The organism is Pseudomonas sp. SDO55104_S430, from assembly GCF_054070595.1.
Map to the genome: position 1 here is coordinate 20,341 of NZ_JBSVXG010000051.1, position 12,860 is coordinate 33,200.

Here is a 12,860-nt window from a genome sequence, read left to right on the forward strand (position 1 = left end):
GATCTGGTGTTGACGATGCAGGATCTTAACGATCTCTACTATTTTGCGAAGGTGGTCGAAGCCGGCGGCTTCGCGGCGGCTGGGCGTTTGCTGGGGATTCCTAAATCGCGGTTATCGCGGCGCATTGCCGAACTGGAAGAGCGCCTGGGCGCGCGCTTGCTGCAACGCACCACCCGCCAGCTCAAGCTGACCGCCGTGGGCGAGCGCTACTTGCGCCACTGTCAGGCGATGCTGCTGGAAGCGGAAATGGCCGACGAAGCCGTGGCCAGCATGTCCAGCGAGCCCCGTGGCCGCCTGCGGGTCTCCTCCCCCGTCGGCCTGGCTCATGAAATGCTGCCCGGCGTGATCAGCCGGTTCCTGGAGAAATTCCCGCAAGTGCAACTGGAAGTGATGCTGGTCAACCGCCGCGTCGATCTGGTCACCGAAGGCGTCGACGTCGCCCTGCGCGTACGCGAGCCCGGCGATGAAGACCCCTTGCTGGTCACCCGCCGCCTGCGCCAGGCGCAGATGCTCATGGTGGCCAGCCCGTCGTTTCTTCACGGACAAGTCATCAACCATCCGGACGACTTGAAAAATCTCCCGGTTCTGGGCGCCCTGGAACCGGATCGGCTGGTGCACATTCGCCTGGTGGACCAGCAGCGTAAACACTACGACCTGGCCCTTGAGGCCCGATTGGGCATCGACGATTTCATCGTGCGTAAAACCTGCGCCCTTGCCGGCCAGGGGTTCACCACGCTGCCGATGATGTACTGCGAACAGGAACTGGCCGATGGCTCGCTGGTTCAATTGCTGCCCGAATGGTCCCTCCCCGGTGGCTGGCTACAAGCGGTTTACCCGCACCGACGCGGCGTGATGCCCGCCGTACGGGCCTGGCTCGACCACCTGATCGAAACCTTCAATGCCTGCGGGGACCGCCTGATATGAAACCCGAACGCATGAGCGAAGAAGACGTCGCCCAATTCTGCCTCGCCCTGCCGGGAGCACGGGAAGACTACAAATGGGGCGGCGTGCGGGTGTTCTCGATTGCCGGAAACAAAATGTTCGCCTTGCAGAACCTGCGGGGTGAATCGTTGGCCTTCAAGGTCGACAAGGACCTGTTCCTGGGGCATTGCGACCGGCCGGGCATCCATCCAGCGCCGTATCTGGCACGGGCCCAGTGGATTATCATGCAAACGCCCTATCCGCTGGGTGCCGAGGAATTGCGCGGGTTATTGCAGCGCTCGCATCAATTGGTAGTCAGCAGATTGCCCAAGCGGACGCAGGTCGGATTGCTGCTTTAGGCCTGCAGCCTGTCGCTTATCCGAGTCCATGCCAAACACGCCCATCACGCGTCAGCAACTCCTCGGCAGTCTCAGGCCCATCCTCTCCCACCGCATACCCCTGCACCGTGTCATCCTGCTGCCAGGCATCAAGAAACGGCTGCACCGCACGCCAGCCGTTTTCAATATTGTCGGCCCGTTGGAACAACGTCTGATCCCCCGTGAGACAGTCGTAGATCAGCGTCTCGTACCCAGTGGATGGCTGCATTTCAAAGAAGTCTTTGTAGGCAAAGCCCAGCTCGATGTTGTCCATCTTCAAGGTCTGCCCCGGCCGCTTGGCCAGCAGATCGAACCACATGCCTTCATTGGGCTGGATCTGAATCCGCAGATAGGTAGGCGCCAATTCATCGACTTCGGTATCACGAAACTGCGCATAAGGCGCCGGTTTGAAACAGATCACGATCTCGGTATCACGCACACTCATGCGCTTGCCGGTACGCAGATAGAACGGCACGCCGACCCAGCGCCAGTTGTCGATCATGACCTTGAGGGCCACGTAGGTTTCGGTGTTGCTGTCAGGTGACACCCGCTCCTCCTGACGATAACCCGGCAGGGATTTGCCATCGATTTCGCCGGCGGTGTACTGACCACGCACGGAGTTGGCCCTGGCCTCTTCCACCGACCAGGGACGGATCGCGCCAACCACCTTGGCCTTCTCGCCACGCACCGCATCGGCGCCAAACGCCGCCGGTGGCTCCATGGCCACCATCGCCAGCAGCTGGAACAGGTGATTGGGCACCATGTCCCGCAAGGCGCCGGTGACTTCATAAAAACTGCCACGGGTTTCCACACCGACGGTTTCCGCCGCGGTGATCTGCACGTGGTCGATGTAATGGTTGTTCCAGAACGCCTCGAACAGGCTGTTGGAGAAGCGGCTGACCAGAATGTTCTGCACCGTCTCCTTGCCCAGATAGTGGTCGATGCGATAGATCTGCTTCTCGGTCATGACCTTGAGCAGGCAGGCGTTCAGGGCTTCCGCCGTCGGCAGATCAGAGCCGAACGGCTTTTCGATCACCACCCTTCTGAAAGCCTCGGGCGTTTCCTCGAGCAGCCCGGATGCGCCGAGACGGCGCACCACTTCACTGAAAAAGCGTGGCGCGGTGGCCAGGTAGAACACCGCGTTTCCCGTGCCGCTGTCGGCGATTTTCGCCGCCAGCGCCTGATAAGTGCTGTCGTCCAGGAAGTCGCCCTGGACGTAGCTGATGTTCCTGGCGAGCTGGCCCCACAACTCCGGATCGAGTGACTGGTCACCCTTACCGACCTTGCTGGCCACCTCGTTGCGAATGAAGTCCTCGAGTTTTTTCGCGAAGCCTTCATCGCTGATGGCGTTGTGGTCAACGCCGACGATCCGCAGTCCATCCCCGAGCAACCCGTCGCGCTTGAGGTTGTACAGCGCCGGCATCAGCAGACGCTTGACCAGATCACCATGGGCGCCGAACAGAAACAGCGTGGTCGGTGGCGCGGGGTCAGCCTTGGATTTCCTGCGGATCGCATGGGTCATTTTTTCGGAGTCTCCACATGGCCGCCGAAGCCGAAGCGCTGGGCCGAAAGAATCTTGTCGCCAAAGGTGCCCTGACCGCGGGAGCGATAACGGGCAAAGAGCGAGTTGGACAGCACCGGTACCGGCACCGCCTGCTCCATCGCCGCTTCGATGGTCCATTGACCTTCACCACTGTCCGCCACGGAACCGGAGAAACCGTCGAGTTTCGGGTCGCTGGCCAGGGCATCGGCGGTCAGGTCCAGCAGCCACGAGGAGACCACGCTGCCACGGCGCCAGACTTCGGCGATATCGCCAACGTTCAGGTCGAAACGCTGGTCTTCCGGCAGATTGGTGCTGGATTTGGTCTTGAGGATGTCGAAGCCCTCGGCGAAGGCCTGCATCATCCCGTACTCGATGCCGTTGTGGATCATCTTGACGAAGTGCCCGGCGCCGGCGGGACCTGCGTGGATGTAGCCGCGCTCGGCACGGTCGTCATCGGACTTGCGGTCCTTGGTGCGGGGGATCTCGCCCATGCCCGGCGCCAGGGTTGCGAACAACGGGTCGAGACGGCGAACGGTGGCGTCATCACCGCCGATCATCATGCAGTAGCCGCGCTCCAGGCCCCAGACGCCGCCGGAGGTGCCGACGTCGATGTAATGCAGGCCTTTTTCCGACAGGGTCTTGGCCCGGCGGATGTCGTCCTTATAGAAGGTGTTGCCGCCGTCGATGATGGTATCGCCGGCTTCGAGCAAGGTGCTCAGGGTGTCGATGGTGTCCTGGGTCGGTGCGCCTGCCGGCAGCATGACCCATACCGCTCGTGGTTTGGCCAGGCCGGCGACCAAAGCTGGCAGGTCGGCGACGCCGGTGGCGCCTTCCTTGCTCAAGGCGTCGACAAAATCGGTATTGCGGTCGTACACAACGGTGGTATGGCCGTTGAGCATCAGGCGCCGCGCGATATTGCCGCCCATGCGGCCCAGTCCAATAATCCCGAGTTGCATGTGCTGATGCTCCCTACTACAAATAAAAGTGTGTCATTGGTTATAGCCCAACGCGGCTCTTGAGGTTAGTCCAGAGCGTTGGCGCGAAGTTTCCGGGCATTGTGCCCGATTCAGACAGATAACGTCGGCAATCGTGCCGAAGACACAGCGACAGTGAAAAATAAAAAAGTTCCCTTCACGGGCAAAAGAAACCAGAATTGGCGCCGATAGTAGATCAGGCACCGATATCGGGCCGGACCTACAGTTGAAACACGCCATTTGCGAGGTGAGCAATGGGCACAGTACATACCGCACTGCCAGCACAAACCCTTTATGTCACTATCCGTCGCGAAGAATTGCGCCAGTTGAAAGACGAGCGCGACCAGTTGAAGCAGGAACTCGCGCAGCTGCGCCTGATGATCCAGGGCCAACAGCCCTTACCCGTGACCCAACGTGCTCCCCACGCCTGATCGTCCCCTCTGATCGAATCCTCCTGAATCGGAAGCAGCATTGCCCTGCTTCCGACACGCTTGCCCCCCACCACTCCAGATTCCTGACAAAGTTTTCACATTCAGTTGTTGATACTGCATGGCTTCGTGTCCGCCCGGTATCCGTGCGGCCCCCGTTCGCCGGCGCCTTGCGTGCTCCGGCGGTGGAAGTGAGTCTTGGCTGGAGTGTTAAATGGCATTGTTTAAACGCAGCGACACGTCTGCGAAAGGATTCGACTGGAAAGGCCTGCTCTGGCTGTTCCTGTTTTTCTGGTACTTCTCCGGTATCACGCAACTGCTGATTCAACTGACGGGCACTTCCGGTTTCGCCGGTTTCCGTCAGGCCTTCGTGATGAGCGCCATCTGGCTCGCGCCGATGTTGCTGTTCCCCAAGCAGACCCGCCTGATGGCCGCCGTCATCGGTGTGGTGCTCTGGGCCTGTTCCATGGCCAGCCTGGGTTACTTCTTCATCTATCAGCAGGAGTTTTCCCAGAGCGTCATCTTCATCATGTTCGAGTCGAACGTGTCTGAAGCCGGCGAGTACATGACTCAGTACTTTGCCTGGTGGATGGTGCCTGCGTTCCTGGCCCACACCCTGTTTGCCTGGTTCCTCTGGACCCGCCTGCGCCCGGTGTACCTGCCTCGCGGCCAGGCCCTGGTGGCAGCCTTTGCCATCGTGCTGGCGGTGGTCGGTTATCCGCTGATCAAGCAAACCCTGCGCACCGACAGTTTCGCCGCCGGCTTCGAGAAGTTCGAAACCCGCATCGAGCCCGCCGTGCCGTGGCAGATGGCCGTGGCTTATCACCGCTATCTGGACACCCTGGCCGGCATGCAGGACATGCTCGACAGCGCCAGCAAGATCCCGCCACTGCACAACCTCAAGGACGCCATGGCCAACCAGCCGGCGACCCTGGTGCTGGTGATCGGCGAATCCACCAACCGTCAGCGCATGAGCCTCTACGGTTATCCGCGGCAAACCACTCCGGAACTGGACAAGCTCAAGGATCAGCTGACGGTCTTCAACAACGTCATCACCCCGCGCCCCTATACCATCGAGGCGCTGCAACAGGTGCTGACTTTCGCCGACGAAGAAAATCCCGAGCTGTACCTGACCACGCCTTCGCTGGTCAGCATGATGAAACAGGCCGGTTACAAGACCTTCTGGATCACCAACCAGCAGACCATGACCAAGCGCAACACCATGCTCACGACCTTCTCCCAGCAGGCCGACGAGCAGGTGTACCTGAACAACAACCGCAACCAGAACGCCGCCCAGTACGATGGCGACGTGATCGAGCCGTTCAACAAGGCCCTTGCCGACGCTGCTCCGCGCAAGCTGATCGTGGTGCACCTGCTCGGCACTCACATGAGCTACCAGTACCGCTATCCGTCGAGTTTCGACAAGTTCCAGGATCGCCAGGGCGTTCCGGCCGGTGTGCGTGACGATCAGTTGCCGACCTACAACAGCTACGACAACGCGGTGCTGTACAACGACTTCGTGGTGTCGAGCCTGATCAAGGATTACGCCAAGTCCGATCCGAACGGCTTCCTGCTGTACCTGTCCGACCACGGTGAAGACGTATTCGACTCGGTCGGCCACAGCACCCTGGGTCGCAACGAAAGCAAACCCACCGCGCCGATGTACACCATTCCGTTCATGGCCTGGGCCTCGCCGAAATGGCGCGAAACCCATGACTGGAGCTTTGCCGGTGACGTTGAGCGGCCATACAGCAGCTCACACCTGATCCACACCTGGGCGGATCTGGCGGGGTTGAGTTTCGATGAACTGGATCACAGCAAGAGCGTGGTCAGCGACAGCTTCAAGGCGCGCCCGTTGATGATCGGCAACCCGTACGAGCGTCAGCAGCGGCCGTTGATCGACTTCAGCCTGATCAAGCCAAAACCCCACCCGGAAAAGACGGAAGTCGTTCAGAACTAACCCCATACCCTGTAGGAGCGAGCATGCTCGCGATGGTCGTCAACGATGACGCTGGAGTCCTGATACCCAGCGGTGTCATGGAGTCCATCGCGAGCATGCTCGCTCCTACAGATTGTTCTGAAAATGACAATAATTCTCGTTAGAACCTAAATCTCTCCCCCCTCCTTCGTCTTTGAACAAACGGAAACTTTTCAACGACGACAAGGAGTCGGCTGCGATGTTCGCGCCTATCACCCGTTCCATGAGCTTAACCCTTGGCCTCTGCGCAACCGCCATGAGCCCCGATCTGCTGGCTGAAACCGAGCCTGAGCAAGCACCTCCGACGCCCACACTCATGCTGGGTGCAACCAACGTCACCGCGCAGAATCTGGGCAGCACCACGGAAAACACCGAGTCCTACACCACAGGTTCCATGAGCACGGCCACCCGCCTGAACCTTTCGATCAAGGAAACACCGCAATCGGTGTCGGTCATCACACGCCAGCAAATGGACGACTTCAAGCTCGATACATTGTCCGAAGCCATGAGCCAGACCACAGGCGTAGTGGTTCAGCACAACGACTCTGACCGGGTCAGCTATTCGTCACGCGGCTATACGATCAGCAATTTCCAGATCGACGGGATGTTGAATACCTTCAGCTATATGAAGTCCGATTCCGACACCATCATCTACGATCGCATCGAAGTGGTGCGCGGCGCGACGGGGTTGACCACCGGCGCCGGAGATCCATCGGCCACCATCAACATGGTGCGCAAGCGTCCAACCTCACAATGGGAAGCCAAAACCGGTGTCAGCGCCGGCAGCTATGACGACTATTACAGTTACCTCGATGTCGGTGGGCCCCTCGCTTTCGACGGGCGCCTGCGAGGACGCGGCGTGGTGGCTTATCGCGACAGTGATTCCTATCGGGACAAATACCAGCAGCAACGGGAAGTGGGCTACGGCGTGCTCGAAGCCGACATCACCGACGACACAGTGCTTGCCGTGGGTTACGACTATCAGAACAAACACGTGCAGGGCACGTCCTGGGGCACCCTGCCGTACTGGAATTCCGACGGCAGCAAAGCCAACCTCGGACGCTCGACCAACATGGCGACGTCATGGAGTTCCTGGCCGCTGAAAGACAAAACCGCGTTCGCCAACCTCGATCACCAACTGGGCGGCGGATGGCAACTCAAGGCGGCGTACACCCATCGCGAAAGTGACACCGACGGCAAGATCTATTACGCCGGTGGCGGTTTCCCGAATGCCGATCGCAGCGGCATGATCGCCAACGTCAGTCATATGATCGGCACGCAGAAAATGAAGGCTTACGACTTCAATGTGTCCGGCCCCTATTCCCTGCTGGGTCGCGAGCATGAGTTGATGGTGGGCTACGGTGAAGCGCAGCGGCGAGAGGATTCGCCGTACACGGTGGACGGTCCGAGGGCGGCGGATTATGAAAACGTCGCGGACTGGAAATACATGGGCGACATCGGCAAGTTCCCCGACACTGTCACCAGCCTCACCGGCGCGAAAGACAGCACTCGCCAGAAGGCCGGATACCTGGCCACCCGCCTGACCCTGACTGACGATCTGCATGCCGTACTCGGCAGTCGCTACGGCAGCTGGAAGGCTTCCAGCACCAGCAACAGCTATGACGACAATCTGCAATTGAGCGCTGTCGATCACAGCAGCCAGCAACACAACGACATGTGGACGCCCTACGCCGGCCTGCTCTACGACCTCACCCCGCAGTACACCGTCTACGTCAGCTACACCGATATCTTCAAGCCACAGACTCAACGCGACAGCAGTCGCAAGTACCTGGAACCGGTGGTCGGCAGCAATTACGAATTGGGGCTAAAAGGCAGTCTGCTGGAAGAGCGCCTGAACCTGGCCACCGCGCTGTTCTGGAGCCGGCAGGACAACGTCGCGGAGCTGGACGACTCGGTGCCGCCGGATCCGGTTACCGGCGAAGAGTTCTTCAAGTCCAGCGGCAAGGGCAACAAGGTGCAAGGCTTCGAAGCCGAGTTGTCAGGCGAAGTGATGACAGACTGGAACATGACGGCCGGCTACACCTACACCCATTCGGTCGATGGCGAGGACAAGCGTATCAACACGGTCCAACCATTGAACCTGCTGCGGTTTTCCACGGCCTACAAGCTGCCGGGGCAATGGCATGCACTGACCGTGGGTGCCGCGGTGAACTGGCAGAGCGAAATCTATCGCGGCGCCAACCGTCCGATCGGTCGTCGCACCGATGGCAACATCATCACCGAGCGCACGAACATCCGCCAGGACGCCTACACCGTGGTCAACCTGATGTCGCGCTACGCGTTCGACCAGCACCTCTCGGCGTCGCTGAACATCAATAACCTGTTCGACAAGAAGTACTACGACAATGTCGGTTTCTACAACGGTGTGTATTGGGGCGATCCACGGACCGTGACCCTGAGTCTGGACTGGAGACTCTAAGCTCGATCAGTGTGAGTGCAGGTCATTCCCATTTGACGGAATCGGCGGATAATGAGCCGTCGATGTTGATTCATTGGTTCATGGACGAATGGCATCCAACACTGTCAAGTGGGAGGCACACCATGAAACGCACCACGCTGATCCTCGCCGTTCTCTCTCTGTTCGGTTCGGCAAGCGCCTTTGCCGAAGGCGGCGCCGAGCGCATGCGCTACTACTACGAAACCCTGCACTACAACCAGCAACTGGCCCTGGGCAACGTTTCCCAGAGCCAGGCGAAGGAGTTGCGGGTTCCGGACGATCAGACCGCGCAGATGACCGAGTCCTACAGACCGAAGTGATTGCTACACCTCTGACTGTTTGCTCTTCAGTCAGGGAGAACAGTTGGGCGTCCTGATGGACGCCCCTTTTTTTGCCAGGATCAGAGCGGTTTGATCCAGAACATCATGCGCCCGTGAGCCGGATCGAATTCGCCGGGGGCGAAACCGAACTTGCTGTAGGACGCCTGCGCCACTGCGTTGCCTTCCAGCACTTCCAGGGTGATCTTGCAGCAACCTCGCTGCCTCGCGATTTCCTCGACCTTTTGCAGCATCCGCTGACTCAAGCCCAACCCGCGAAACTCAGGCACCACAGCCACATCGTGCACATTGACCAATGGCCGACAGGCAAAGGTGGAGAAGCCTTCAAAACAGTTGACCAGCCCCGCCGGCTCGCCGCCGACAAAGGCCAGTACGCTGAAGGCATGGGGGCGCTTGGCCAGTTCGGCCGGCAAGTGTTCCAGTACATCGGCAGGCAATGCGTGTCCACCGCCCATGGGGTCAGTGGCATAGCTATTGAGCACCAGGGCAAGCGCCTCGGCATGTACCGGGTTGGTGTAACTGGCTTGCAACACAAGTATTTCAGCGGAATCCATTTCCATCCTCGTTTAAAAAGTAGTCCCGGAATGTAGGACGATATCCTGAGCGAGGGAAAAGCGAAACCGCGTGTATCTGTCGGCATTCGTGCCGCATAAACCGGCCTCTTCGCGGGCAAGCCCGCTCCCACATTTGATATGGGTGAACCATGAATTCGAGACTTGCCCCAATCCCTGTGGGAGCGTGGCTTGCCCGCGAAGGCGTCCGTTCAGCCAGCATCAATGTTGAATGTACCGGCCTCTTCGCGAGCAAGCCCGCTCCCACAGGTTTGGGGTGGTCACAAATATCTGCGGGCGATCCCGAATCACTATAGGAGCTGTCGAGTGCAACGAGGCTGCGATCTTTCAATGCCCCCAGATCAACTCCTCAGTCCAACCCAACTCCGCAAAATCCTCAGCCCGCAACCCGGACTCACCCTGACAGAAAAACTCATCCAGCTGCGGCGGTTTCACCGACGTGCCGCTGAGCATTGCATGCACCTGCCCCCGATGATGGATCTGATGCTCGAACAGGTGTGAGAGCAGACGCAGGCGGCTGTCGTACTGCGGTGTCTCCCGGGCGATGGTCACCACCTTGACCAGATCGGTATCGCGCATCTGCTCGCAATAGGCGATCAGTCGTCGGTCGACCTGGGCCTGTTCGTTCCTGAGCGCCAGGGCTTCGATGAACGGCTCGTCATCCTTGAAAAACACAAAACAATCGGTATGCGGCTCATCGCCGCGCAATTCGCGCTCCAGCGCATCCACGTAGAACCAGTCGCAGGTCAGGATGTGGTTGAGGGTCGCGCGTATCGAGGGAAAGAAACTTACGCGAGGTGCCGCGAGCTCCTCGGCATTCAGCTGAATCCAGGCCTTGGCCAGTCGATGGTTGGCCCAGGCATTCTGATACGCCATGGTCAGCAAATGGTGGGAGAGCGGTTGACTCATGCTGATGCCTCCTGAACGGCTGAACCTCACGCCTGCGCGAAACGCTCCAGTTGCATCTCCTGCAAGCGACTGAGGGTGCGGCGAAACGGAAACTCCAGATAGCCCTCGGTATAGAGCGAATCCATCGGCACGCTGGCCTCGAGATACAGCGGCACTTTGCGGTCGTAGCACTCGTCCACCAGGGCGATGAAGCGCCGCACACCGTCGTCATGCACCGACAGTTGCGGCAATTCGCGATCCCCGGCCTCGATGCGTTCTGCGCCATCTTCGGTGCCTCGGGCGATGCGCCCTTCGCGCTTTTGTGCACTCAGGTTGGGCACGTCACTCAGCAGAATCGCCCCGTAGGTATCGCACAACGACATGAAATCCATTGCGGCAAACGGCTGCTCACACAGATCGGCGTATCGACACCAGAGCACGGATTGACTGGCCTGCACCACTTCCAGCGAGCGATAGCCGACCTGCACCGGCTCGCGGGAAACCGTTTGCCCTACCGTCAGCAGCCTGAACACGTCTTCCAAAGCGCTCGCCTGCCCCGGCTCGGCCACCCAGTAGCGCTGCAGGCCCTGCCCCGGATGCAGGCGATGATCCTCGCCGCCATCCACCGCAACCACCTGCATGTGCTGCTTGATCGCAGCGATAGCCGGCAGGAAGCGATCACGATTGAAACCGTCGGCGTACAACTGATCCGGAGGCAGGTTGGAGGTGCAGACCATGACCACGCCTTCCTCGAACATCACCTGGAACAGCCGGCCGAGAATGATTGCGTCGCCGATGTCGTTGACGAACAGTTCGTCGAAGCACAGCACACGCACTTCCGCGCTCAACTCACGGGCCAGGGCCTTGAGCGGATCGGCGGTGCCGGTGAGCTGGAACGAGCGCTGATGCACCCAGCCCATGAAATGGTGAAAGTGCTGGCGTCGGGCCGGGACGCGCAGGGTTTGATAGAACTGGTCCATCAACCAGGTCTTGCCACGCCCCACCGGCCCCCAGAGATATACGCCGGTGATCGGCTTTCGGCCTTCATGCAGCGCTTCATGGCATTTTTGCAGTGCCCAGACAGCATGTTCCTGGGCTTCGTCCTGGACGAAGCCCTTCTGTTCGATGGCGTGCTGCCAGGCACTCAGGGGGGAGTCGACATTCATGGGCGGCAGTATAGCCCTGAAGAATCCGCCGAATGACACCCGAGGGCCTTGACCTTATAAATGATTAGCATCATATTTTTACATGTCAATAAACATCTATAAGCCATTCCCTCAGGAGTCATCCCATGCACTACAAAGTTTTCGGCCGCAAAACCGGCCTGCGGGTTTCCGAACTGGCTCTTGGCGCCGGCAATTTCGGCACCGGTTGGGGCCATGGCGCCGAGCGTGACGAAGCCAAGCGCATCTTCGATGGCTACCTGGAAGCCGGCGGCAACTTCATCGACACCGCCAACGGATATCAGGGCGGACAGTCCGAAGCCATGCTCAGCGAATTCATCGCCGCCGAACGGGATCGCCTGGTCATCGCAACCAAATACACCTTGGGCACAACGCCGGCCGCAGGCATTGCCCACACCGGCAACAACCGCAAGAACATGGTGCGCGCCGTCGAAGAAAGCCTGAAGCGCCTGAACACCGATCACATCGATCTGTTCTATGCGCACATGAGCGATGGCGTGACGCCGATGGAGGAAATCCTGCGTGGTTTCGACGATCTGGTCCGGGCCGGCAAGATCCACTACGCGGGGCTGTCGAACTTCCCGGCGTGGCGTATTGCCCGTGCCGATCTGCTGGCTGAAGTGCGCGGCTTTGCACCGATTGCGGCGATCCAGGTCGAGTACAGCCTGGCCGAACGTACGGCCGAGCGTGAGCAATTGCCGATGGCCGAAGCCCTGGGCCTGGCCGCGACCCTGTGGTCGCCGCTGGGTGGCGGCTTCCTCACCGGCAAGTACCGCAACGCCGAGGGCGACAACCGTGCCAGCAAACTGGGGATGCTGGTCCATGCCGAAAAAAGCGCTCGGGAGACTGCCCTGCTCGACACCCTGCTTTTGATTGCCGCAGAACAGGCCGCCAGCCCGACCCACGTGGCCATCGCCTGGCTGCGCGAACAGGCCAAGCGCTCGCCGACCGCGCTGATCCCGATTCTTGGCTCGCGCACGCGTGAACAGCTGGATGCGACGTTGGGGGCGTTGGATGTACAACTGAGTGTCGATCAACTGGCGCGCCTGGACAGCGTCAGCCAGGTGGCCAAGGGCGTGCCCCATGAAACCCTCGCCGGGTCGGCGGTGCGGTTCAGTGGTGGTGTCACCCTGGATCTGCCGGTCATCCCCGTAGCCTGAAAATGCTTCGCGGGCAAGCCTCGCTCCTACAGGGTCAGT

Annotated in this window: 12 protein-coding genes; 7 read left to right on the forward strand and 5 right to left on the reverse strand. The window is 60.0% G+C overall.

What is annotated here, in order from left to right; translation table 11 throughout:
• Window positions 1-15 precede the first annotated feature (15 nt).
• Both ACW9JE_RS11915 and ACW9JE_RS11920 read left to right on the forward strand, forming a co-directional pair.
• Entirely contained in the window at window positions 16-924 is a 909-nt protein-coding gene (locus ACW9JE_RS11915) for a LysR substrate-binding domain-containing protein (RefSeq protein WP_224537363.1), read from the forward strand.
• Window positions 921-1,280, forward strand: a complete 360-nt coding sequence (locus ACW9JE_RS11920) for an MmcQ/YjbR family DNA-binding protein (protein WP_224537365.1) — start codon at window positions 921-923, stop codon at window positions 1,278-1,280. Before ACW9JE_RS11915 ends, ACW9JE_RS11920 begins: the two co-directional genes overlap by 4 nt.
• 16 nt (window positions 1,281-1,296) lie before the next feature.
• Here the strand turns inward: ACW9JE_RS11920 and zwf are convergent, their stop codons facing one another.
• Complete coding sequence (gene zwf / locus ACW9JE_RS11925) at window positions 1,297-2,820, reverse strand: glucose-6-phosphate dehydrogenase (protein WP_224537367.1); 1,524 nt, start codon at window positions 2,818-2,820, stop codon at window positions 1,297-1,299.
• Window positions 2,817-3,821 carry a phosphogluconate dehydrogenase (NAD(+)-dependent, decarboxylating) gene (gnd, locus tag ACW9JE_RS11930; RefSeq protein WP_457432873.1) on the reverse strand — a complete coding sequence of 335 codons (1,005 nt, stop codon included), beginning with the start codon at window positions 3,819-3,821 and terminating at the stop codon, window positions 2,817-2,819. Before gnd ends, zwf begins: the two co-directional genes overlap by 4 nt.
• A 248-nt stretch (window positions 3,822-4,069) precedes the next feature.
• On the opposite strand from gnd, the gene ACW9JE_RS11935 reads away from it, so the two are divergent.
• From ACW9JE_RS11935 to ACW9JE_RS11950, 4 genes are all read left to right on the forward strand, one after another.
• On the forward strand, window positions 4,070-4,246 hold the full coding sequence (locus ACW9JE_RS11935) for a DUF6026 family protein (RefSeq protein WP_224537370.1): 177 nt from the start codon (window positions 4,070-4,072) through the stop codon (window positions 4,244-4,246).
• 211 nt (window positions 4,247-4,457) lie between these two features.
• A complete protein-coding gene (locus tag ACW9JE_RS11940) occupies window positions 4,458-6,203 on the forward strand; it encodes a phosphoethanolamine transferase CptA (RefSeq protein WP_457432866.1) in 1,746 nt (581 codons plus the stop codon).
• A 217-nt stretch (window positions 6,204-6,420) separates the two neighbouring features.
• Window positions 6,421-8,661 carry a TonB-dependent siderophore receptor gene (locus tag ACW9JE_RS11945; RefSeq protein WP_457432867.1) on the forward strand — a complete coding sequence of 747 codons (2,241 nt, stop codon included), beginning with the start codon at window positions 6,421-6,423 and terminating at the stop codon, window positions 8,659-8,661.
• 122 nt (window positions 8,662-8,783) lie between these two features.
• On the forward strand, window positions 8,784-8,999 hold the full coding sequence (locus ACW9JE_RS11950; RefSeq protein ID WP_224537375.1) for a hypothetical protein: 216 nt from the start codon (window positions 8,784-8,786) through the stop codon (window positions 8,997-8,999).
• A gap of 80 nt (window positions 9,000-9,079) precedes the next feature.
• On the opposite strand, the gene ACW9JE_RS11955 is transcribed toward ACW9JE_RS11950, so the two are convergent.
• The 3 genes from ACW9JE_RS11955 to zapE all read right to left on the reverse strand — a co-directional run bounded on the left by ACW9JE_RS11955 (window position 9,080) and on the right by zapE (window position 11,643).
• Window positions 9,080-9,571: a GNAT family N-acetyltransferase gene (locus ACW9JE_RS11955; protein WP_224537377.1), complete on the reverse strand. Its 492-nt coding sequence runs from the start codon at window positions 9,569-9,571 to the stop codon at window positions 9,080-9,082.
• Between the two features lie 345 nt (window positions 9,572-9,916).
• On the reverse strand, window positions 9,917-10,498 hold the full coding sequence (locus ACW9JE_RS11960) for a DinB family protein (RefSeq protein WP_457432868.1): 582 nt from the start codon (window positions 10,496-10,498) through the stop codon (window positions 9,917-9,919).
• Between the two features lie 26 nt (window positions 10,499-10,524).
• The gene (gene zapE / locus ACW9JE_RS11965) at window positions 10,525-11,643 is read right to left on the reverse strand and encodes a cell division protein ZapE (protein ID WP_457432869.1); all 1,119 of its coding nucleotides are present in this window, start codon (window positions 11,641-11,643) and stop codon (window positions 10,525-10,527) included.
• 125 nt (window positions 11,644-11,768) lie between these two features.
• On the opposite strand from zapE, the gene ACW9JE_RS11970 reads away from it, so the two are divergent.
• Window positions 11,769-12,821, forward strand: a complete 1,053-nt coding sequence (locus ACW9JE_RS11970) for an aldo/keto reductase (protein WP_457432870.1) — start codon at window positions 11,769-11,771, stop codon at window positions 12,819-12,821.
• The last annotated feature ends 39 nt before the right edge of the window (window positions 12,822-12,860 follow it).